The following is a 21,653-nucleotide window of genomic DNA, read 5'->3' on the forward strand; positions in this document are numbered from 1 at the left end:
AGTTTGTGCTGGTGTCTAACTTTGACATCTAAAGGCCGCAACCTAATAAACTATCGGCCGATAGCTACCGATGCACTAGCAGCACCTAAGGAAGTTGTTGATGCGTCAAACAAAGTAGAAGGGGATGGGAGCCCTAAAGCGTCCATATTTTCGTTGAAATACTTCTGGAAATCGCCGTTATTGTTGCAGGCCATGTAACAAATCCTTTGTTTAGCGCTGATAGTCCTGATCCGGAAGATAAAGCCTTTCAAGAAGCGCCACAAGCGCAATATGCGAGCGCGAGCTTGTTTAGGTGAGGATAGACATTCTCCAAAATCATCGACTGACTAGGGAGAATCCGGAACTACGATATGCCTTTGGAGTCGCGCACCAAAACACTGTACATATAAACAGTTTTTGTGTGTAATATGCCCGTCACACTCCTTGGCGACCATAAGCCGTTCTCTCACCAATGCCATTCCGTTTTGATCGCTCGAACGTGGAGGATATTCATGACGATCTCTCACCCCATCTCTTTTATTACGGTACGACGCCGATTCGATTTCCGAGGCATCGAGGTCGGCCGCTGGGTGACGCCAGCAGAGCGGGATCGTGCGGCTGATCGGTTTTACAGGGCTCTGTGTGATCTGATGACGACTTTGCAGGGGCCAGAAAACCTCATATCTCTTCGTGGAACTCTCGGCATGCAGTACGGCATTGGTGGTCGGCCCGGGGTGTCTGCCCACTATATTCCCGCAACCCGACAACTGGCACTCGCAAAGAACGCCGGGGCCGGTAGCCTGGCTCATGAATGGTTTCATGCGTTTGATCATTACATGGGGAATAGAGCCTTCCGGAGACTGGGAAAGTTTGGCTTTGCATCCAGCGGCTGGCTCGGTAGTGCCAAACCGAAAGAGCACCCTCTAAACAACCTGCTCAGTGCCTGTTTTAAAACCATCTTGCTGACTGACGACGGAACAGCGCCGAGTCCCCTGTTTCAGGCATCCAAGGAAGCCGACAAGCGACTAAAGGTGCTGTACTACGCAAAGCCGGAAGAGCTTTGCGCCCGGGCTTTTGAGGCTTTCATAGAAGATAGCACTCCCAACAACTCTTTTCTGGTGCGCGGTACTGTATATTCAGACGAAGCTAATGCGGGCCTTTATCCAAAGGGCATGCATCGCCAGCGTATCAACGAAGCATTCCAAGACTATTTTGCCTCGCTGGGTGTGGCCTTGTATCGGGAGCAAGCGAAAGCTGGATGAAGCAATATAGGAGCACCGCCAAACCTACGCGCCAACAACACTTCCGCTTTTCACAGTGTTTTACACAAACAGATTGAGAACTCGGGTAGGCTTAAGCAAAGGAGGCTATCATGCTCAAAGGGATGTTATTTGTAATCGCGATTACTGCGCCTGCTATCAGTTACGGAGCAGTCTACCAGTGCAAAGCAAACGGCCAGACCGTGTTTTCTGACAGCCCTTGTGGTGACGATGCCAAGAAGCTCGATCACAAGCCCGCTCCTGCCATTGGCGGCCAATTTGATACGGGCACGGATGTTGAGTTTTACGAGCCGCCAGCTCGCAGAGTGGATGGAAGAATGGGTAGACGGCTAGCAGAATGGCCTGAGCCCGCAACCTTTATGCTGGCAACGGTGCCAGAGCGCCCTTTGGAATTGCGGGTTACCTGAGTAGGCTTTGGAAGTGTTGGTAGCCCGGTTTAAACTTTAGCCCCTGAAGCAAGCCTCAAGCCTGCCTCACCTGATGACCATCGTCCTCACCCTTACTAGCGGGTTCTGCCCGCAGGCAAACCCCAAGGGCATTCAATACCCGGTTTACGGTATCAAAGCGAGGCTTTGCGCCTTTGGACAGCGCCTTATACAGGCTCTCACGGCCAAGGCCGGATTCTTCCGCCAGTTTGGTCATGCCTTTGGCGCGAGCCACACTGTTCAGCGCCTTCAGCAGCTCATCCATATCGCCTTCGGCAAGAACCTCAGACAGGTAAGCGGCAATCACCTCATCATTGTCCAGATATTCCGCCACATCGAAAGGGCGAATGCCGTACTTATCGATCATTTCCTGACTGATAGCCATTTTAATCACTCCTCACGGCTGCCCGTGAATGTCAGCCGCCATCTCTTTGGCAAGCTCTATGTCTTTCGTCTGGCTAGACTTATCACCACCCATCAAAAGCCAAACAATCTCATCACCCACATGGGTGTAGCCCGGCCCCACAAAAATGCGCATCTCACACACGCTATCACCCACCGACTGATGATCCCCGAAGTTGCCCTGACTCTCCGCCCGCTCAATTCGTCGCAGCACCGAGGCCTTACCCAAAGGATCTTTAAGGCCTTTGAGCCACTTCGAGAATTTTTCAGTTCGGTGAAATATCTTCATGCCCAAACTGTATCCATCTGGATACAAAGATACAACCACGGCAAAAAAGGGAGAACCGGCAAGCCTAGTAAAATAGCAAAAAATAAACCATGAACAGGGCACAAACGTTAACCGCCAGAAACAACCGGCTAGGTAATTACCAAAGGCGCTGAGCTTTCCATCATCGATGCCGTGTTCATGGTGGGGTAGCTGGCACTCCTCACCCATCAAGAAATGATCGAAGCCCTCTACCTGCGAGCAAAATTATCAGATCGTTGCTTGCTGTTTGAGATTTTGCCGTTTTAAGGCAGCTTGACCCATCTTTCGCCGAAGCCTTACGGTCGAAGATGCGGCTTTCGCGGTATACTACCTTTCCTTGACGCTTTAATCGGATGGCAGCCCGGTACGATTCGCTTCCATCAGTGCGAGTTCTGGCAGTAATAGTAGCCACGGTGCTCCAAAGCTATTTTTGGAGCAACAATAGCTACAAAATGGGTAAAAACAGGCAATAAATGGTTATAAATAGCACAGCAAATAGGGCAGGAAATACAGCTACAGGTACTGCAAACACTGGGCTGGAGCCGTCTAGACGGTTTTCGGTGGCGCCGATGATGGACTGGACCACCCCGCATTACAGGTATCTTGCTCGCCTGCTTAGCCGACACACGCTCCTCTACACCGAAATGGTCACCACAGGCGCCTTGATTCACGGGGATACTGAGCGGTTTTTACGCCACGATCCTGCGGAGTACCCTCTGGCGCTCCAGCTTGGCGGTAGTGATGCTGCGGAACTGGCCCATTGTGCGCGGCTTGCTGAACAGTTTGGCTTCAGCGAAGTAAATCTGAATGTTGGCTGCCCCAGCGACCGGGTTCAGAATAATATGATTGGCGCCTGCCTGATGGGTCACCCGGATAAAGTTGCGGAAGGCGTTGCAGCTATGATTGAAGCTACCCACCTGCCGGTTACGGTCAAGCATCGCATTGGTATCAATGACCGGGAATCTTGGGAAGAGCTTTGCGAGTTCATTGAGAAAGTTGCCGCCGCTGGCTGCCGCACGTTCATAGTGCACGCGCGCATTGCGGTTCTTGAAGGGCTCAGCCCTAAGGAAAACCGAGATGTTCCGCCACTGAAATACGACTGGGTTTACCGACTGAAACAGACGTACCCGCACCTTGAAATCATTATCAACGGCGGCATCAAAACCTTCGAGGAATGCCACCAACATCTGAAATATACAGATGGCGTAATGCTGGGCCGCGAGGCGTATCACAACCCCTGGTTGCTCGCGGGCGTAGATTCAGAATTCTTTGATAGCGAGCCCCCTGTTGCTTCGCGCCATGAAGCTCTCAAGTCTATGTATCCGTTTATTCAAAGTGAGTTGGAGCGTGGTGTTTTCCTTGGCCACATTTCCAGGCACCTGCTTGGGCTGTTTCACGGAATGCCCGGTGGTCGCCAATTCCGCCGCTACATCAGTGAAAATGCCCATAAACCCGGTGCGGGATTGGAAGTGATTCAGGCGGCACTGGAGAAGGTTCAAGAGCCAAAAGAGCCTGCACAAACAGAAGCCACAACGAGCGCCCTGTCACAGCCTTAACGTTCTATTGCCAGAACCTAACGTTTTGCTGTCTTGTTCCTGTCTTTACAGCCCGTTATTGTAGAAGCACAACCCGCATCCGGGAGTCGGATGTGCTGATAAAAATATCAATCGGGACGACTATACGAATGACCAACAAGCTCGACCAACTGAAAACCATGACCACCGTAGTGGCAGATACCGGCGATATCGATGCTATTGCCCAATGGCGCCCTGAGGATGCCACCACAAATCCCTCGCTCTTATTGAAGGCGTCCGCGTCTGATGCCTACAGGCCCATGCTTGAAAAAGCCGTTGCTATGGCTCGTAAACAGGGTGGTTCAGACGCAGAGCAACTAACCTTAGCTACCGATATGCTTGCGGTTCTGGCGGGTCAGGAAATACTCAGCCTGATTCCCGGTGTGGTGTCTACCGAAGTGGATGCGCGTTTATCTTTTGATACCGAGGCCACACTCAAGCGGGCACGCCGCCTGATTGAACTGTATGACCAGCAGGGCGTGGATACCAGTCGGGTCCTCATCAAGATTGCATCTACTTGGGAAGGCATACGCGCTGCGGAAATACTTGAGCAAGAAGGCATACGTTGCAATCTCACACTTCTTTTCTCGTTTGTTCAGGCTGCAGCCTGCGCTCAGGCTGGCGCTTTTCTGATTTCACCTTTCGTGGGGCGTATTCTGGACTGGCATATCGCCAATAGTGGCCGCGACCACTTCCCTGCTGCAGAAGACCCCGGCGTACTGTCGGTAGCGCGAATCTACAACTACTACAAAGCAAATGGCTTCAGCACCGTGGTTATGGGCGCAAGCTTTCGAAACATCGGCGAAATCGAAATGCTGGCTGGCTGCGACCGGCTTACAATCAGCCCGGCATTGCTGCAGGAGCTCAAAGACGACAACGGCAAGCTGGAGCAACAACTGTCAGCTACCGGTGCTTCTTCAACCGATGGCTTTGGAATTCTGGATGAAAAGCGCTTCCGTTGGGAGTCCAACGAAGATGCTATGGCCACCGAAAAGCTTGCAGACGGCATTCGCCGCTTTACTTCCGACCAGATTGAATTGGAAAACCGGGTTCGCCAATTGGCCAACAAAGCTGCCTGACTGCCAATATATGTTTGGCTCGAACCCGGAGTACTTTTAATCCACCTAAACAGCCGTACAGATTATGATTGAGAGCCTGAAAAAACTGTTTAGTGCGCCGGAAACGGAGCATCATAAACCCGATGACCGCCAGCTTGCGATTGCTGCCACTGCTTTGATGGTCCAGCTTTCACGAGTAGACAGTGATCAGGATGAGCGTGAGCTGCAAGTTATCGTGGACTGCGCCGTGAAGGCCCATCAGATAACCCGTGAGGAAGCGGAAGAAATACTGGCCACAGCGCTAAGCCAAGCCGAGGATGCCACTTCACTCTACGAGTTTACCGGGCAAATAAACGATGCGCTGGATCAAGACGGTAAGCAGGCACTACTGGAAAGCATCTGGCGTGTTGCTCTGGCAGATGATCGCATCGACAAATACGAAGAACACCTAATTCGCCGTATCGCTGATTTATTGCATCTTAACCACAGGGAATTCATGCAGGCACGGCACAAGGCTGAGAGCGCCCGCTCCGAGTCTTTAGATCATTAAGGAGATCGCATGCTAGCTATTCTTCACCCCAACACACCGCTCGACAGCGAAGCCTATCGCCAGACAATGCATTATCTGGAAAACCTGTCAGGCGTAACTGTACGTGTACACGAAATTCAGGGCGTCAGCCAACGGCTGACCGAAATATACCTGCTGGGCGACACAAAACCTCTCGACAAAGAGGAAATTGAAGCCCTACCCGCGGTCGAGCGGGCCATCCGCATATCCGAGGACTACCGGATTCTGGGCCGCCATCGGGATGATAACCGGCAAACCGGCTTTAGTTATAACGGGGTGGATTTCAATCAATCTAACCTCAATATATTTGCAGGGCTCTGTGCCGTCGATATTCCAGAGCACGTAGAAATGATGTTGAAGGCTTTGGAGCAGAACGGTCAGGTATGTACCCGTATGGGCGCCTACAAACCCCGCACCAACCCCTATTCGTTTCAGGGCCATGGTAAAGGCTGCCTACCTTGGGTATTTGAAAAAGCAGGCAAGCACGGTATCAAAGTAGTGGCCATGGAAATCACCCATGAAAGCCACATTGAAGAAATCGATACCTGCCTTGAAAAGCTTGGGCGGCCGACCGGCGTCATGCTTCAGGTGGGTACCCGCAACACCCAAAACTTTGAACTGCTGAAAGCCATTGGCCGCCAGAGCACCTATCCCGTTCTGCTCAAACGCGGGTTCGGCATTACCTTGAACGAATCCCTGAATGCGGCGGAATATCTGGCCAGCGAAGGCAATGCAAACGTTATTTTCTGCTTACGCGGCATGAAAACCGAAGCTGGCCAGCCACACCGTAACATGGTGGACTTTGCCCACGTGCCCGCCGTTAAGAGACTGACGCGCATGCCGGTCTGCGTAGACCCGTCGCACTCTGTTGGCACCCGTGAAAAATCCCCCGATGGCATTCTCGACGTGATGCACGCAACGGCACAAGGCGTGATTGCGGGGGCAAACATGGTGCTGGTGGACTTCCACCCGAAACCTGAAAAAGCACTGGTAGACGGGCCCCAGGCGCTGCTGATGAACGAGCTCCCGGCCTATCTGGAAGATATTCAGTTGTGCCACGACACTTGGAAAAAGCGCCAGGCCATTTACCAACGCTTAAAAGGTGAAATACAGGAATGATTGTCTACGGACACCGGGGGGCTAAAGGTGAAGCCCCCGAAAACACCCTACCCGGATTCAAGCACGCTTACCGGCAGGGCATTAGGCATTTTGAGCTGGATCTGGTGCTATCGAAAGATGGCAAACCGGTTCTGGTGCACGACCTTACAACCGACCGCACCACCGGCCAAAAAGGCGAGGTAAGCAATTACACCGCCGCAGAGCTTGCTGCAATGGACGCCCGTAAAAACACAAGCCCTTGGCCGGAGAGAGCAGGAATTCCTTCGCTTGAGGATTTGCTGGATCAGTTCAACGATATCGAGCATTTCCAGCTTGAGGTGAAAAAAGATTCCCGCGCTAGACTGAATATCCTCTGCAACCGGTTAACGGAAATTATCCAACATCGGGACCTGTATCAAACGGCCGCAATTACCTCTTCAGACACATGGTTTTTGAAAGAAATCCGCAGAAGAAATAAACGTATTCGCACCGGGCTGGTAGCAGAAAGACGCTTCCCGAGGCCGATTGCGCAGGCGGCAAGGCTAGGCTGTGAATACCTTTGCATTAACTGGAAACTGTGTTCACCAGAACTTGTAGAAAACGCTCGGCGCAGGGAAATGCACGTTTCCTGTTGGACGGTTAACCGCATTCAGGACATGCTTCGGCTAGAAGCTATGGGCGTAGACAGCGTTATTACAGACTATCCCACAAGTACACGCATGTTCTTCGATAACCGTGCACGCACGGCTCTGGCACTGCCCGATCGAAATGAAATGGCGGCGGGCAATGAAAAATTGCCCGCCAGCTGAGTACTGAACAGATTAGAAGATCCGGTTCAGGCCATTCAATGCAGCTACCCGATAAGCTTCAGCCATGGTCGGGTAGTTGAACGTGGTATTGATAAAGTAGTTCAGTGAGTTAGCCTCGCCTTCCTGATTCATAATCGCCTGACCGATATGGACGATTTCTGCAGCCTGGTCACCAAAACAGTGAATCCCCAGAATAGCTCTGGTCTCCCGGTGGAACAGGATTTTCAGCATACCCACTGCTTCGCCGGTAATCTGTGCCCGGGCAAGATCTTTGAAAAAGGCTTGACCCACTTCGTAGGGCACTTTGGCTTCCGTCAGCTCACGCTCGGTTTTACCAACTGAGCTGATCTCCGGAATCGTATAGATACCCGTAGGCACATCCGTGACGAAACGGAAGTAGTCATCATTCACGATATCGGAAGACGCAGAGCGCCCTTGATCGTAGGCGGCGCTCGCCAAACTTGGCCACCCGATAACATCTCCGGCTGCATAGATGTTTTCTATCTCGGTGCGGTAGTGTTCATCTACTGCAAGCTGTCCACGACCATTAGGCGTTAAGCCAACATTCTCAAGCCCTAGGCTATCTGTGTTACCACTTCGGCCATTACACCAGAGGAACGCGTCTGCTCGAATCTTTTTACCTGACTTCAGTGATAGCACCACGCCGTGGTCGTCACCGTCCACAGACTCGTATTCTTCGTTGTGACGCACTAGCACACCGTTATTACGTAAGTGGTAGCTCAGAGCATCAGAGATTTCGTCGTCAAGGAACGACAGCAAGCGACTTCCCGGATTGATGAGGTCTACCTTCACACCAAGACCTGCAAAAATAGACGCGTATTCCGAACCAATAACCCCAGCGCCATAGATGATCAGGGTGCGCGGTGTATGGGAAAGGTTGAGGATGGTGTCTGAGTTGTAAATCCTGTGATGACGGAAATCCAAATCAGGCGGTAGATACGGGCGTGAGCCGGTGGCGATGACAGCTTGTTTGAAATGCAGGGTCTCTACAGCCTTGTTTCCACGGACTTCAAGCCGGTTCTGGTCAAGAAACGAGGCACGCCCGTTGATTAGGTCAACACGGTTGCGAGAATAGAACTGAGTTCTGAGCTTTACCTGTTTGCCTATAACCTTCTGTGCACTTTGCAAGACCCGGGGAAACGAGAACCAGCGGGGCTCACCAATATCCCGGAACATCTGGTTGGTGTTGAAGGTTATGATTTGCTTAACCGAGTGACGCAAAGCCTTGGAAGGAATCGTTCCCCAGTGGGTGCAATTGCCCCCTACCGTGGGTTTGTCTTCAACGATAGCAACACGCTTGCCGTGCTTTGTCGCATTCATTGCCGCACCCTCACCAGAGGGTCCGGCACCGATAACGACGACGTCGTAATGATATTCTGCCATGCGCGCAGTGACTCCTTATCTACGTCGTGAAAAGTAATTGTGATTATTTGAAATCTGCTAGCGTTTTACCGCTTACGACCAGCCTTGGTTGCATCATAAGCTAAATCTTCAGGCGCTGCGGCTTCCGAAGCCACACGCTGGTTTTCTTCTTCACACTTTTGGGTGTCGCCACCGCAAATGTCGCAGGAAGAGCTGATACCCAAAGCACCAATTCCGCCACAGGTGCCGCTGATGGGCTTTCGCCCAAAAATCACACCAACAGACATGCCCGCAACCAGAAGAACCACGATCAATAAAACCAGAAGAAAGGTACCCATATTGTCCTCCCCTTACTGAGTAACGTAGGAGGAAAACGCCGGAGTCTGGTGCGACTCGAATCCGTTTTCCGCCCGGATAATAAAATAGGCCGGAATATTCTCCCGCGTAGCGAGCGCACTAGCCCGCTTGTAACCCATCACTGTAAAACCGGTAGCCAGTGCGTCAGCGGTCATGCTGTCGTTGGCAATAACTGTTACTGAAGCCAACCGGTGCGCGATCGGCTTTCCAGTTTTCGGATCTATTGTATGGGAGAAACGACGCCCTTCCGATTCGTAATAGTTACGATAGTCACCAGAGGTGGCCATCGCCTTGGAGGGCAGATTAACAATACGGTTTACCGCATGCTGCCCGCCCTCAGACGGCTGTTCAATGGCAAGTCGCCACACACTACCGTCAGGTTTTATGCCTTCTGTGCGCACCTCCCCGCCGATTTCCACTAGATAAGCCTTTATACCCTCACTATCAAGATAGCGAGCCACTACGTCTACACCATACCCTTTGGCGATGGCGGATAAGTCAATATACTGAGGCTGGGAGGCTTTTACAGCAGGCGGTTGCGCCCTCAGTGAGAGGTGCTCAAAACCGGTTGAGGCCAGTGCTTGGGCCAATTCGTCGTCCGACGGAACCTGTTCAGGCCGAGCTTCCGGCCCAAAGCCCCAGAGGTTGACCACCGGCCCTATGGTTATATCGAATGCACCCTCCGTGAGACGCGAAATTTCGACTGATCTGGAGAGCACTTCATAAAGCGGTTCCGAGACCGGAATCCAATCTGATTGATCTTCAAGGCGATTGAGCTTTGAAAGCTCGGAGTCTTTCCGCCATGTCGACATGGATGCATCAACACCTTCGAGTGTTTCCTCGATGCCTTGGGCCAGTTTCTCGAGCCGTTCGTGATCTTCAGGCAACACAACACTTATATGATAGCTGGTGCCAAACACCGGCCCTGAGATTTCCCAGATTTGTTCATCTGGCTGAAACGAGCAACCCGCCAGAGTCACCAACACCAGCGCCGTGAAGGCGCTGGCAAAAGTGACCCTGACGGGTTGAAAGATGCGGGATGTCATTTAAAAGGCTTAGCCTCCGAAGTCATCCAACATAATATTCTCGTCTTCTACACCCATATCTTTCAGCATCTTGATAACAGATGCGTTCATGATTGGGGGCCCACACATATAGTACTCACAGTCTTCGGGGGCCGGATGATCTTTCAGGTAGTTCTCGTAGAGCACATTGTGGATAAAACCGGTAGGGCCTTCCCAGTTGTCCTCTGGCTGCGCATCTGAAAGAGCAACGTGCCATTCGAAGTTGTCATTCTCTTCTGCAAGCCCGTCAAAGTCTTCCACGTAGAACATCTCGCGGACACTTCGTGCACCGTACCAGAAGCTGATCTTACGCTTGGAGTTTAGGCGCTTGAGCTGGTCGAAAATGTGGGAGCGCATAGGCGCCATACCGGCACCACCACCGATAAACACCATTTCGGCCTCGGTCTTCTTGGCGAAGAACTCACCGAACGGCCCCATTACCGTAACCTTATCGCCCGGCTTCAGATTAAACACGTAGCTGGACATGATGCCCGGCAGGTGGTCAGTGCCCGGAGGCGGTGTGGCAATACGGATGTTGAACTTGAGAACGCCCTTCTCTTCCGGATAGTTCGCCATGGAGTAGGCGCGAATGGTTTCTTCCTTGTTAATCGCCTTGTAGCGCCAAATATCAAGCTTGTCCCAGTCGCCGTGGAATTCCTTCTCGATATCAAAATCTTTGAAGTTGATTTCGTAAGGCGGGCACTCCAGCTGAACATAGCCGCCAGCGCGGAAATCAACTTCCTCGCCCTCGGGCAGCTTGAGTACCAGTTCTTTGATGAAAGTGGCCACGTTATGGTTGGAAACAACCTCGCATTCCCACTTCTTCACGCCGAAGAACTCTTCCGGCACCTCGATCTTCATATCCTGTTTAACAGGAACCTGACACGACAAGCGCCAGCCTTCTTTCTCTTCACGGTTCGTGAAGTGTGTCTTTTCCGTGGCCAGCATGGCACCGCCACCTTCAAGCACTTTACACTTGCACTGGGCACAGGTGCCGCCGCCTCCACAGGCGGAGGAAAGGAAAATCCCGCTACCTGCCAAAGTGCCAAGCAGCTTTCCACCGGCTTCCGTTTTCACGGTGTGTTCCGGGTCGTCATTGATTTCGATGGTCACATCACCGGTGCTTACCAGTTTGGATCTCGCCGCGAGGATGATCGCCACAAGCGCCAGAACGATAACGGTGAACATGACCACGCCGAGTATTATTTCTGTATACATGGTCTCGCCTTTTCGTTAAACCGAATCACCGGGTGAATTACAGGGAAATCCCTGAGAAGGACATAAAGCCAAGAGACATCAAACCAACAGTAATGAAGGTGATGCCCAGGCCACGGAGCCCGTCTGGAACGTCGCTGTACTTCAGCTTTTCACGGATACCTGCCAGAGCAACGATGGCCAAAGCCCAGCCCACGCCAGCACCAAAGCCATAGACCACACTCTCACCGAAGGTGTAATCACGCTCAACCATGAACAGTGCCGCACCCATGATGGCGCAGTTAACTGTAATCAATGGAAGAAACACACCCAGTGCGGAATAAAGTGCCGGAATGTATTTATCCAGTATCATCTCCATGATCTGAACGATGGCCGCGATAACACCGATGTAGGTGATCAACCCAAGGAAGCTCAGATCCACATCCGGTAAGCCTGCCCAGGACAATGCACCCTCACGAAGGATGTTGTTGTAGATCAGGTTGTTGACCGGCACAGTCAGCGTGAGAACCACCACAACTGCAATGCCAAGACCTGTAGCCGCTTCAATCTTCTTGGAAATGGCGAGAAACGTGCACATACCCAGGAAGAACGCGAGCGCCATGTTCTCAATGAAAATTGCTTTCAGAAGCAGACTGATATAGTGCTCCATCAGAAGGCCTCCTTATGGGTGTGGCGGGACATTTTGAAGTCCTCTTCTTCTACTTGTTCTGGCATCCAAGCACGTAGTCCCCAGATAGCCAAGCCAATAATGAAGAACGCGCTAGGCGGCAACAGAAGCAAGCCGTTGGTGATGTACCACCCGCCTTCGTTAACCGGTGTCAGCAGGGTTACGCCAAACAGCGAACCAGCACCCAGCAGTTCCCGGAAAAATGCGACAAACAACAGCATAACTGAATAGCCCATACCGTTACCGACGCCGTCCAAGAAACTCAGCCAAGGTCCGTTTTTCATGGCAAAACCTTCAGCGCGGCCCATAACGATACAGTTGGTAATGATCAGACCAACGAATACCGATAGTTGTTTGCTGATCTCGTAGGCATAGGCCTTGAGAATCTGGTCAACCACAATAACCAGCGAGGCAATAATGGTCATTTGAACGATGATTCGGATACTGCCCGGAATCTGGGTACGAACCAGCGACACAGCCAAGTTGGAAAACGCGGTAACCGCGATAACCGACAGACACATCACAATGGTAACGTTCATGCTGGTGGTTACGGCCAGTGCAGAACAGATACCGAGGATCTGTAGTCCGATCGGGTTGTTACTGAATATGGGTTCGAAAAGAACCTGTTTGGCAGTTACTTCAGACATGATCAGGCCTCCCCTTCACGAAGTTTCTTGAGGAACGGTGCGTAACCCCGGTCACCCATCCAATAGTTGACTAACTGCTGAACGCCACGACTGGTCAGTGTTGCACCGGAAAGCGCATCAACCTTGTGCTCTTTATCGGCTGCGTTAGCGTCAACACCACCTTTCATCAGGCGAATCTGCGGTTCGGTTTTATCCTCACCGTAAAGTTCTTTGCCAACCCACTGGGACTTCCAGCGCGGGTTATCCACTTCGCCGCCCAGCCCAGGTGTTTCAGCATGAGCATAGAAGCCAAGACCTTCAATCGTATTCAGATCTCCTTCAAGCGACATGAAGCCGTAAAGGGTGGACCACAATCCGTATCCATGAATAGGCAGTACAACGCGCTTCATTTCTCCGTTTTCGCTCAGGGTATAAACCTTGGCAATATTGGGGCGGCGCTTGATACCGGCCTTATCTTCAGACGACGGGATCTTGGTGGACATCTTCGGATCTGAGGCAGCTTTGTACATATCGTATTTCATGGGATCGCTTACTTCCACGAAAGACGGCTCTACATAGTCGCCGGTATCCAAGTCCACCAAACGTACATCAAACTGCGCAAAAATACGTTCGATTTCCTCGGCACCTGCTCCGTTCGGCAGCATGCCCGCTGCCGCCAGAATATTGGTTTTGATGTCCAGATTCTGGTTCTTGATCTGGGCCGGACGCAGCACTACCGCAGCGGTTGATACCACTACGGAAAACACGATACTCAGTACCAGAGCAACAAGCAGCGTTCTGGAGACAGTTTCTTTAGCCTTAGCCACGAGCGAGCCTCCGTTTAACGTTTGCCTGAACCACATAGTGATCCATAAGCGGAGCAAAAAGGTTAGCGAACAGAATCGCCAGCATAATGCCTTCCGGGAATGCCGGGTTAACAACCCGAATCAGGATGGTCATCACGCCTACCAAAATGCCGAAGCACCAGCGACCCGTGTTGGTCATTGCCGCTGAAACCGGGTCAGTAGCCATGAACATCATGCCAAACGCAAAGCCGCCCATAACCAGATGCCAGTGCGCAGGAACAGAAAACATCGGATTGGTGTCAGAACCAACCAGATTCATCAACAAGGCCGTACCGATCATGCCAATGAGCACACCACCCACAATTCGGTAGCTGGCGATTCTCATACCGATCAGGATCAGACCGCCAATCAGCACAGCCAGAGTGGAGGTTTCGCCCATGGAGCCCTGAACCGAGCCCATGAATGCGTTCATCCAGCCAATGCTCTGCTCCAGTGCTTCAAGGCCGCCGCTTGCGGCCATGCTCAGGGCGGTTGCGCCACTGAAGCCGTCAACGGCTGTCCAAACCGCATCACCCGAGATCTGCGCCGGATAAGCAAAGTACAGGAATGCACGACCTGTCAGTGCCGGGTTCAGGAAGTTTTTCCCTGTGCCGCCAAAGACTTCTTTACCAATAACCACGCCGAAGGTAATGCCCAGAGCCACCTGCCACAAAGGAATGGTGGGCGGGCAAATCAGTGCGAATAGAATAGATGTTACAAAGAAGCCTTCGTTCACTTCGTGACGACGCACGGTTGCGAACAGAACCTCCCAGAAACCGCCAACCACAAAGGTCACCGCGTAAACGGGGATAAAATAAGCCATCCCGTAAACGAAATTATCCCATACACCCGCACCGGCGCCCGTTATCGCCAGCGCTTGTATAAAGGCTGTTCGCAGACCTCCATCAGCAATCAGAGCATCCGGATTAGAGGCAAGAAAGCTGTTGGCCTGAAAGCCGATATTCCACATACCAAAAAACATTGCCGGGAAAGTGCACAGCCACACTGTGATCATGATGCGCTTAAGATCAACGCCATCACGTACATGGGAGGTTGTGGATGTTACCGAACTGGGTGTGTAGAAAATGGTATCGGCAGCTTCATAAAGCGCATACCAGCGCTCGTACTTGCCACCTTTTTCGAAATGATGCTCGATTCCATCGAGAAACTGTCTGATAGCCATCGTATTAGCCCTCGATCTCGATTCGGGTCAGGTTCTCGCGGAGAATCGGACCGTATTCATATTTACCCGGACACACGAAGGTGCACAGCGCCAGATCTTCTTCATCTAACTCCAAAGCGCCGAGTTTTTGCGCCATTTCGGTATCACCCACAATCAGCGCACGAAGCAGCTGCGTTGGCAGGATATCCAGAGGCATCACCTTCTCGTAGGCGCCTACAGGCACCATGGCGCGTTCACTGCCGTTGGTTGTCGTGGTGAAATCGAATTTCTTGCCGGCAAAAAGCTTGGACAGATAGATGTTCAGAACAGAGAACTTATTAACACCCGGCGTCAGCCATCCCATGAAGTAGCGCTTATTGCCCTCTTCCAGAATCGAAACCTGATTAGCAAACCGGCCGAGGTAGGCACAAGGGCCTTCGCCACGGCGACCACCAAACACTGAACCGGAAATGGCGCGTACATCACAGTCGGTAGCGACTTCGCCATCAAGAAGCTCAGCGAGACTGGCACCCAAACGGGTACGAACCAAACGCGGCTTCAGGGCTTTTGGCCCGCCAAGCGCAACAATTCGGCTTACGTTCAGTTCACCGGTGGTAAACAGAAGCCCGAAGTCGATAACGTCTTGATAGTTGACGGTCCAGACGCTTTTGGCAGCGGAAACCGGGTCAAGGTGATGAATATGGGTGCCAACATTTCCGGCAGGGTGGATGCCGTCAAACTGCTGAACGTCGATATTATCCGCCTTGGGCACCGACACATTAGAGCCGGGCCGACCAGTAACAAACACCTTGCCTGATGTAAGCCTGCTCAGAATGGTCAAGCCGTTTTCAAAGGCTGCCGCATTTTCTGCGATCACCACGGTGGGATCTGCAGCCAGCGGATTGGTGTCCATAACGGAAACGAAAATAGAGTGCGGAGCGGTGTCGATTGCCGGCACCTTGCTGTAGGGGCGCGTTTTCAGCGCTGTCCACAAACCAGACTCAACCAGATTGTCGACCACCTGCTGACGCTCAAGACCCGCAAGATCCGAAGCATTGTAGCGGGCAAAGGTTTCAGCTTCGTCACCATCAATCTCGATGACCACTGACTGGAATACCCGTCGCTCACCGCGATTGAGTTCTTTCACCACACCAGCGGCGGGTGACGTATAACGAACGCCTTCGGTCTTCTTGTCCGTGAACAGCAGCGTACCGCGCTTGACACGATCCCCTTCTTTAACAGCCATCGTCGGCTTCATGCCGATATAGTCAAAACCAATCAACGCCACGTGGCGAACTGGCTTGCCGTCTGTAATGGTCTGTTCAGGAGCGCCGCTGATGGGAAGATCCAGGCCTTTTTTGATCTTAATCATTAGCCTCATCCAATCATCAGAAACTATTCTATGGATTGATATTGCCCGACCCCGGCGGCCCAGAACAACTTGAGAAACAGGGAGCCAGACATACCCAAAATCGCGCCAATTATAGAGTTTAAGGTGAGCTATTTCCACCTGAAACGAGAACTGGTTTGTACCTGAACGTAATCCCGGCGAGCCCAGCTCTTGCTTACAAAAAACCCGGTGACTTTCGACACCGGGTTTGTGGAGCGATCCATACTAATTCTGGTTCACGAACCTCAATCGCGCGAGCGCTTCGGGAAGATGGGATAATCAATACCCGCCATCTGGTTCACCACCCGAATCACCTGAGCGCTATAACCAAACTCGTTATCGTACCAAACGTATAGAATCAAACGCTTACCAGCCGCAATGGTAGCCTGAGCATCAACAATACCGGCATGCCGCGAGCCAACAAAGTCTGTGGAAACCACCTCAGGAGAGTTCACAAAATCAATCTGCTTCTGCAATTCGGAGTGCAAAGCCATCTCGCGCAGATAATCATTAACACTTTCTACATCCACCTCTTTCTTCAGGTTGAGGTTCAAAATAGCCATAGAAACGTTCGGAGTGGGAACACGAATGGCGTTCCCGGTGAGCTTACCTTTCAGCTCAGGCAAAGCTTTGGATACTGCTTTTGCCGCACCTGTCTCGGTAATTACCATGTTCAGCGCAGCACTTCGGCCACGGCGACTGCCTTTATGGTAGTTATCGATCAGGTTTTGGTCGTTGGTGTAGGAGTGCACAGTCTCAACGTGACCGTCTTCAATACCATACTCGTCGTAAATCGCTTTCAGCACAGGGGTAATGGCGTTGGTGGTACAGGAAGCTGCCGACAGAATCTTGTCTTCGTCGGTAATCCAGTCGTTATTAATGCCATAAACAATATTCTTGATATCACCCTTGCCCGGTGCCGTCAGAATAACGCGGCTCACGCCTTTGGATTTCAGGTGCAGCCCAAGACCCTCTTCATCACGCCACTTACCTGTATTATCGATAACAATGGCGTTATTGATTCCATACTGGGTGTAATCCACCTTATCCGGACCGTCTGAATAGATCACCTTGATGAAGTTACCATTGGCAATCAACGCAGACTGTTCCTCGTCAACGCGAATAGTGCCGTCAAAGGGACCGTGCACGGAATCACGACGCAATAGGCTGGCACGTTTCTCCAGATCGTTTTCAGCGCCGCCCTGACGAACCACAATAGCTCTCAAGCGGAGGTTGTTACCACCACCGGCCTTTTCGATGAGAATGCGGGCCAGCAAACGACCAATACGGCCAAAACCATAAAGCACGACGTCTTTGGTGTCGTTGTTGGCGTCTTCTTCAGACTGTGCAGGATACTGGCCAACCACAGGCCCGATTTCTTTCTTAAGAAACTCGGTTAGGTCACCGCCTTCCTGCTTGAACTTTACCGCCAGCTTGCCAATATCGACGTGCGCGCGCCCAAGTTCCATCTGGTCCATAGCTTGCAACAGCGGCAGGGTGTCGTGGACAGACAGCTCACCGCCCTCTACCTGACGCACGTAACGGTGCGCACGAATGATATCGATAACCGACTGGTTGATAATGGCGCGACCGTAAACGGAGGTAACGATGTTATTTTTACGGTAAAGACGGCCGATTAGCGGAATCATAGCCTCCGCAGTAGATTCTCTGTCCATCCAATTGGACAGGCACTGGTTCATCTGATCGTGGCTCACGGTAGGGACCCCTGTTTCGCACATGGAATAATTAAGGTTGGGCATTATCCAACTTAAACCCGCTAACGGCAAATACGAACTGGCACGGACATCGTAGATTAGCCGCCATGACACTGAGGCCACCCGGCGTTAGAATAGCCGCCTCACCGGTTCCCCAACCCCACAGCAGGAGAACACGACTGCCCATGAATCAAGGTGCCCCGACTTCCACTTCGCCGCAAACACTGATTGCGCCACAGTTTCCTCAAAAACCGGCCGATCACCGCACCTGGGGGCAGTTGCATGGCAGCAGTGACGCGCTGGCCATTTGCGAGAGTGCACGGGCGCACAAAGGCCTTACGCTGGTGATTACCCGCAGCACGGCCGAAGCGATTCGTCTCGAGCAATCCATGCGCTTCTTTCTCGGCTTGCCTCCGGAAGAAGATGGGGCAACCGTCACAGAAGACGGTTTGGAGCTGTTATCCCTGCCAGACTGGGAAACCCTGCCCTACGATCTGTTTTCCCCACATCAGGACATAACCTCACGGCGCATTCGCACCCTGCATCGCCTGCCGAGTATCCAGCACGGCGTAATTGTGGTGCCAGCCCGAACCCTGATGCACCGACTGCCTCCGGTGAACTATTTACAAGGCAACACCTTGCTACTGGAAACCGGTCAGTCTCTTGATATGGATAGCTGGCGCTTGCAGCTCTCTACTGCAGGCTACCGGCACGCCGAGAACGTATATGAGCATGGCGAATACGCCGTTCGCGGCTCCATTCTCGATATATACCCCATGGGCTCAAACCTGCCCTATCGAATTGACTTGTTTGATAACGAAGTTGAAACGCTTCGCACCTTCGACCCCGAAACCCAGCGTTCCATTGATCGAATTGAACGGATTGAGCTTCTTCCCGCCTATGAATTCCCGTGGCATAAGGAAGCTCGCTCAGCCTTTCGCGGGCGCTGGTTCGAGCAGTTTCCAAACGCGGATAAAAATGCACCCATTTATCAGGACGTCAGTAACGGCATTACCCCGCCGGGCATAGAGTATTACCTGCCTCTCTTTTTTGATCACACCGCCACGCTGTTCGATTATTTGCCCGGCACAACCCATGTGTTCACGGCGGCTGGGCTGAACGAAGCCATCACGCACTTTGACACTGAAACCCGAAACCGCTTCGAAGACCGTCGCCACGACCGGCATCGACCTATTCTTCCGCCCGCAAGCCTTTTCTTGCAGCAGGACGAGTTGTTTGGCCACCTCAAGCGCTTCCCCCGGGTGACCACAACACCCGATACAGCCGAGGGCAGCGGCGCAATAAATTGCCCCAGCGACGCCCTTCCGGATATAGCCATGAACGCTCGGGCCGCTGATCCTGCTGGCCGATTGAAACGTTTCATCAGTGACTTCTCGGGGCGTGTGCTTATCTGCGCAGAATCGTCCGGGCGGCGTGAAGCTTTGGTTGAAAATCTCGGAGAGCATCAGCTCAAGCTGCAAGGCTTTGAAAACTGGCACGACTTTCTGGGCGACAAATCGGCTCCTCTGGGCATCACCATCGCACCGATGGAGCAAGGCCTTGTACTGCCCGAGCATAATCTGGCCCTGATCACCGAAACAGCGCTATTTGGCGAGCGGGTTTTGCAGCGTCGCCGCCGGGACAAACCGACTGAGATTAATGATGACGGCTACCGCGATCTATCCGAGTTGCGCACTGGTTCTCCTGTTGTGCATATCGATCACGGCGTTGGCCGCTATCTGGGCTTGGAAACCATTACCGTAGAAGGGGAAGCCAGTGAGTTTTTAATGCTCGAATACGCGGGTGGCTCAAAACTCTATGTGCCCGTATCCAGCCTGCACCTCATCTCGCGCTATGCAGGCTCTGATACCGAGCACGCTCCTTTGCACAAACTGGGCACCGAACGCTGGAGCACTGCCAAGCAAAAGGCACTGGAAAAAATACGTGACACAGCGGCCGAGCTTCTGGACGTGTACGCCCGCCGCGAGGCCCGCAAAGGGTTTGCCTTTGAAGACCCCAAAGAAGCTTACCGCGCGTTTGCCGCAGGGTTCCCCTTTGAGGAGACACCGGATCAACAAGCGGCCATTGAAGCTGTTTTCGAGGATATGACCAACGAAAAGCCCATGGATAGGCTGGTGTGCGGTGATGTCGGTTTTGGTAAAACAGAAGTGGCTATGCGCGCTGCGTTCATGGCAACCTGGTCGGGAAAACAGGTCGCCGTACTAGTGCCAACAACGCTCTTGGCCCAACAGCATTATGAATCCTTCCGGGACCGCTTCTCGGATACTCCGGTTAATATCGAGCTATTGAGCCGTTTCCGTAGTTCAACCCAAACCAATAAAGCTCTGGAAGCCATTGAAAGTGGCAAAGCCGACATTGTGATTGGCACCCACAAACTGCTGCAAGGCGATATCCAATTTAAAAACCTTGGCTTGGTCATTATTGATGAGGAGCACCGGTTTGGCGTGGGGCAGAAAGAGAAACTCAAAGCCTTGCGGGCCGAGGTAGATATGCTCAACCTCACGGCAACGCCTATCCCGAGAACCCTCAATATGGCCATGGGCCACCTTCGGGACTTATCCATCATTGCCACGCCTCCAGCCAGAAGACTTTCGGTGAAAACCTTTGTGCGCCAGCGCGACGATGCGCTTGTGAAAGAAGCCATATTGCGTGAGGTTCTGCGAGGCGGCCAGGTGTATGTTTTGCATAACGATGTGGCCAGCATTGAGAAAACGGCGGAGGACCTTCGCCAACTGGTTCCGGAAGCCCGCGTAGGTGTGGCCCATGGCCAAATGCGGGAGAGACAGCTTGAAGACATCATGTCGGACTTCTACCACAAGCGCTTCAATGTGTTGGTGTGCACCACCATCATCGAGACCGGCATAGACATCCCCAGTGCCAACACCATTATTATCGAGCGCGCGGACAAATTTGGCCTAGCGCAGCTGCATCAACTCCGTGGCCGGGTAGGCCGCTCGCATCATCAGGCTTACGCTTACCTGCTGACACCTCCGCCAAAAGCCATAACAGCGGATGCCAAAAAGCGGCTGGAAGCTATTTCCGAAGCTCAGGACCTCGGCGCCGGCTTTATGCTGGCAACCCACGACCTTGAGATTCGCGGCGCTGGCGAGCTGCTGGGCGACGAGCAAAGCGGACAGATCGAGAGCATAGGCTTCACGTTATACATGCAACTGCTAGATGAAGCGGTAAAAGCCATTCGGGAGGGCCGCACACCCAATGCCGAGTTGCCCTTGAGCCATGGTACCGAGATGAATTTGCGCATACCCGCGCTGATTCCGGAAGACTATTTGCCCGATGTTCACAACCGGCTGATGTTGTACAAACGCATTGCCAGTGTCAGCGACCGCGAAGGATTAAAAGAACTTCAGGTTGAAATGATTGATCGCTTCGGATTATTACCAGAGCCAGCTAAAAACCTAGTCCGGCAAACAGAGCTTCGTCTGCAGGCAGAAGCTCTGGGAATCATAAAAGTAGACGCCGGCAAGGAGTGGGGGCGTCTTGAATTTGGCAATTCCACGCCGGTGGATCCGCTTGTGCTGGTTAAGAAAATGCAATCCGCACCCGACACCTATCGTCTGGAAGGTGCCAACAGCTTCCGTTTTCGGCTGAAGGACACCTCAACCAGTGGTAAACTCGACGGCATTTCCGCGATGCTGGGCGAACTTTCACCCGCACAGAGCGCGGCCACTGCCTGATTATCGCCTGAAA

General features: G+C 52.5%; 20 protein-coding genes. 8 read left to right on the top strand and 12 right to left on the bottom strand.

Going from position 1 to position 21,653, the window contains the following annotated elements; translation table 11 throughout:
* The first annotated feature begins 491 nt into the window (after positions 1 to 491).
* Together FE845_RS02020 and FE845_RS02025 are read left to right on the top strand one after the other, a co-directional pair.
* On the top strand, positions 492 to 1,241 hold the full coding sequence (locus tag FE845_RS02020; RefSeq protein WP_200361506.1) for a CLCA_X family protein: 750 nt from the start codon (positions 492 to 494) through the stop codon (positions 1,239 to 1,241).
* Between the two features lie 110 nt (positions 1,242 to 1,351).
* On the top strand, positions 1,352 to 1,666 hold the full coding sequence (locus FE845_RS02025) for a DUF4124 domain-containing protein (protein WP_200361507.1): 315 nt from the start codon (positions 1,352 to 1,354) through the stop codon (positions 1,664 to 1,666).
* Positions 1,667 to 1,721: 55 nt separating this feature from the next.
* Here FE845_RS02025 and FE845_RS02030 read toward each other — a convergent pair whose 3' ends face one another.
* Both FE845_RS02030 and FE845_RS02035 read right to left on the bottom strand, forming a co-directional pair.
* Positions 1,722 to 2,069, bottom strand: coding sequence for an addiction module antidote protein (locus FE845_RS02030; protein ID WP_227713997.1), 348 nt, complete (start codon positions 2,067 to 2,069; stop codon positions 1,722 to 1,724).
* Positions 2,070 to 2,081: 12 nt separating this feature from the next.
* Positions 2,082 to 2,375: a type II toxin-antitoxin system RelE/ParE family toxin gene (locus tag FE845_RS02035; RefSeq protein ID WP_200361508.1), complete on the bottom strand. Its 294-nt coding sequence runs from the start codon at positions 2,373 to 2,375 to the stop codon at positions 2,082 to 2,084.
* A gap of 491 nt (positions 2,376 to 2,866) precedes the next feature.
* On the opposite strand from FE845_RS02035, the gene dusA reads away from it, so the two are divergent.
* The 5 genes from dusA to FE845_RS02060 all read left to right on the top strand — a co-directional run bounded on the left by dusA (position 2,867) and on the right by FE845_RS02060 (position 7,500).
* On the top strand, positions 2,867 to 3,949 hold the full coding sequence (gene dusA / locus FE845_RS02040; RefSeq protein ID WP_200361509.1) for a tRNA dihydrouridine(20/20a) synthase DusA: 1,083 nt from the start codon (positions 2,867 to 2,869) through the stop codon (positions 3,947 to 3,949).
* 128 nt (positions 3,950 to 4,077) lie between these two features.
* The gene (gene tal, locus FE845_RS02045; RefSeq protein ID WP_200361510.1) at positions 4,078 to 5,046 is read left to right on the top strand and encodes a transaldolase; all 969 of its coding nucleotides are present in this window, start codon (positions 4,078 to 4,080) and stop codon (positions 5,044 to 5,046) included.
* Between the two features lie 64 nt (positions 5,047 to 5,110).
* The gene (locus tag FE845_RS02050; protein WP_200361511.1) at positions 5,111 to 5,575 is read left to right on the top strand and encodes a TerB family tellurite resistance protein; all 465 of its coding nucleotides are present in this window, start codon (positions 5,111 to 5,113) and stop codon (positions 5,573 to 5,575) included.
* Between the two features lie 9 nt (positions 5,576 to 5,584).
* A complete protein-coding gene (locus tag FE845_RS02055) occupies positions 5,585 to 6,712 on the top strand; it encodes a 3-deoxy-7-phosphoheptulonate synthase (RefSeq protein WP_200361512.1) in 1,128 nt (375 codons plus the stop codon).
* Positions 6,709 to 7,500 carry a glycerophosphodiester phosphodiesterase gene (locus FE845_RS02060; RefSeq protein WP_200361513.1) on the top strand — a complete coding sequence of 264 codons (792 nt, stop codon included), beginning with the start codon at positions 6,709 to 6,711 and terminating at the stop codon, positions 7,498 to 7,500. Before FE845_RS02055 ends, FE845_RS02060 begins: the two co-directional genes overlap by 4 nt.
* A 12-nt stretch (positions 7,501 to 7,512) precedes the next feature.
* Here the strand turns inward: FE845_RS02060 and sthA are convergent, their stop codons facing one another.
* From sthA to FE845_RS02110, 10 genes are all read right to left on the bottom strand, one after another.
* The gene (gene sthA / locus FE845_RS02065) at positions 7,513 to 8,904 is read right to left on the bottom strand and encodes a Si-specific NAD(P)(+) transhydrogenase (protein ID WP_200361514.1); all 1,392 of its coding nucleotides are present in this window, start codon (positions 8,902 to 8,904) and stop codon (positions 7,513 to 7,515) included.
* 65 nt (positions 8,905 to 8,969) lie between these two features.
* Positions 8,970 to 9,221, bottom strand: a complete 252-nt coding sequence (gene nqrM, locus FE845_RS02070) for a (Na+)-NQR maturation NqrM (RefSeq protein WP_200361515.1) — start codon at positions 9,219 to 9,221, stop codon at positions 8,970 to 8,972.
* Between the two features lie 12 nt (positions 9,222 to 9,233).
* A complete protein-coding gene (locus FE845_RS02075) occupies positions 9,234 to 10,286 on the bottom strand; it encodes an FAD:protein FMN transferase (RefSeq protein ID WP_200361516.1) in 1,053 nt (350 codons plus the stop codon).
* A gap of 9 nt (positions 10,287 to 10,295) precedes the next feature.
* Complete coding sequence (gene nqrF / locus FE845_RS02080; protein ID WP_200361517.1) at positions 10,296 to 11,522, bottom strand: NADH:ubiquinone reductase (Na(+)-transporting) subunit F; 1,227 nt, start codon at positions 11,520 to 11,522, stop codon at positions 10,296 to 10,298.
* 37 nt (positions 11,523 to 11,559) lie between these two features.
* Positions 11,560 to 12,168: an NADH:ubiquinone reductase (Na(+)-transporting) subunit E gene (nqrE, locus tag FE845_RS02085; protein WP_200201103.1), complete on the bottom strand. Its 609-nt coding sequence runs from the start codon at positions 12,166 to 12,168 to the stop codon at positions 11,560 to 11,562.
* The gene (locus FE845_RS02090) at positions 12,168 to 12,833 is read right to left on the bottom strand and encodes an NADH:ubiquinone reductase (Na(+)-transporting) subunit D (RefSeq protein ID WP_200361518.1); all 666 of its coding nucleotides are present in this window, start codon (positions 12,831 to 12,833) and stop codon (positions 12,168 to 12,170) included. The genes nqrE and FE845_RS02090 overlap by 1 nt, the downstream gene beginning before the upstream one ends.
* A gap of 2 nt (positions 12,834 to 12,835) precedes the next feature.
* Positions 12,836 to 13,639, bottom strand: a complete 804-nt coding sequence (locus FE845_RS02095; RefSeq protein WP_200361519.1) for a Na(+)-translocating NADH-quinone reductase subunit C — start codon at positions 13,637 to 13,639, stop codon at positions 12,836 to 12,838.
* A complete protein-coding gene (locus FE845_RS02100) occupies positions 13,632 to 14,840 on the bottom strand; it encodes an NADH:ubiquinone reductase (Na(+)-transporting) subunit B (protein ID WP_200361520.1) in 1,209 nt (402 codons plus the stop codon). Before FE845_RS02100 ends, FE845_RS02095 begins: the two co-directional genes overlap by 8 nt.
* A 4-nt stretch (positions 14,841 to 14,844) precedes the next feature.
* Entirely contained in the window at positions 14,845 to 16,191 is a 1,347-nt protein-coding gene (locus tag FE845_RS02105) for a Na(+)-translocating NADH-quinone reductase subunit A (protein ID WP_200361521.1), read from the bottom strand.
* Between the two features lie 263 nt (positions 16,192 to 16,454).
* Positions 16,455 to 17,948, bottom strand: coding sequence for a glyceraldehyde-3-phosphate dehydrogenase (locus FE845_RS02110; RefSeq protein ID WP_227714058.1), 1,494 nt, complete (start codon positions 17,946 to 17,948; stop codon positions 16,455 to 16,457).
* Positions 17,949 to 18,109: 161 nt separating this feature from the next.
* Here FE845_RS02110 and mfd point away from each other — a divergent pair, with 161 nt between their 5' ends.
* Positions 18,110 to 21,640: a transcription-repair coupling factor gene (mfd, locus tag FE845_RS02115; RefSeq protein ID WP_200361523.1), complete on the top strand. Its 3,531-nt coding sequence runs from the start codon at positions 18,110 to 18,112 to the stop codon at positions 21,638 to 21,640.
* The last annotated feature ends 13 nt before the right edge of the window (positions 21,641 to 21,653 follow it).

The organism is Marinobacter sp. 1-4A, from assembly GCF_016597725.1.
Lineage (GTDB): Bacteria > Pseudomonadota > Gammaproteobacteria > Pseudomonadales > Oleiphilaceae > Marinobacter.

Bases quoted from the DNA above. Each gene is read 5' to 3' on its own strand.
- FE845_RS02020 (WP_200361506.1), top strand. From the start codon at position 492: ATGACGATCTCTCACCCCATCTCTTTTATTACGGTACGACGCCGATTC.
- FE845_RS02025 (WP_200361507.1), top strand. From the start codon at position 1,352: ATGCTCAAAGGGATGTTATTTGTAATCGCGATTACTGCGCCTGCTATC.
- FE845_RS02030 (WP_227713997.1), bottom strand. From the start codon at position 2,069: ATGGCTATCAGTCAGGAAATGATCGATAAGTACGGCATTCGCCCTTTC.
- FE845_RS02035 (WP_200361508.1), bottom strand. From the start codon at position 2,375: ATGAAGATATTTCACCGAACTGAAAAATTCTCGAAGTGGCTCAAAGGC.
- dusA (WP_200361509.1), top strand. From the start codon at position 2,867: ATGGTTATAAATAGCACAGCAAATAGGGCAGGAAATACAGCTACAGGT.
- tal (WP_200361510.1), top strand. From the start codon at position 4,078: ATGACCAACAAGCTCGACCAACTGAAAACCATGACCACCGTAGTGGCA.
- FE845_RS02050 (WP_200361511.1), top strand. From the start codon at position 5,111: ATGATTGAGAGCCTGAAAAAACTGTTTAGTGCGCCGGAAACGGAGCAT.
- FE845_RS02055 (WP_200361512.1), top strand. From the start codon at position 5,585: ATGCTAGCTATTCTTCACCCCAACACACCGCTCGACAGCGAAGCCTAT.
- FE845_RS02060 (WP_200361513.1), top strand. From the start codon at position 6,709: ATGATTGTCTACGGACACCGGGGGGCTAAAGGTGAAGCCCCCGAAAAC.
- sthA (WP_200361514.1), bottom strand. From the start codon at position 8,904: ATGGCAGAATATCATTACGACGTCGTCGTTATCGGTGCCGGACCCTCT.
- nqrM (WP_200361515.1), bottom strand. From the start codon at position 9,221: ATGGGTACCTTTCTTCTGGTTTTATTGATCGTGGTTCTTCTGGTTGCG.
- FE845_RS02075 (WP_200361516.1), bottom strand. From the start codon at position 10,286: ATGACATCCCGCATCTTTCAACCCGTCAGGGTCACTTTTGCCAGCGCC.
- nqrF (WP_200361517.1), bottom strand. From the start codon at position 11,522: ATGTATACAGAAATAATACTCGGCGTGGTCATGTTCACCGTTATCGTT.
- nqrE (WP_200201103.1), bottom strand. From the start codon at position 12,168: ATGGAGCACTATATCAGTCTGCTTCTGAAAGCAATTTTCATTGAGAAC.
- FE845_RS02090 (WP_200361518.1), bottom strand. From the start codon at position 12,833: ATGTCTGAAGTAACTGCCAAACAGGTTCTTTTCGAACCCATATTCAGT.
- FE845_RS02100 (WP_200361520.1), bottom strand. From the start codon at position 14,840: ATGGCTATCAGACAGTTTCTCGATGGAATCGAGCATCATTTCGAAAAA.
- FE845_RS02105 (WP_200361521.1), bottom strand. From the start codon at position 16,191: ATGATTAAGATCAAAAAAGGCCTGGATCTTCCCATCAGCGGCGCTCCT.
- FE845_RS02110 (WP_227714058.1), bottom strand. From the start codon at position 17,948: ATGTGCGAAACAGGGGTCCCTACCGTGAGCCACGATCAGATGAACCAG.
- mfd (WP_200361523.1), top strand. From the start codon at position 18,110: ATGAATCAAGGTGCCCCGACTTCCACTTCGCCGCAAACACTGATTGCG.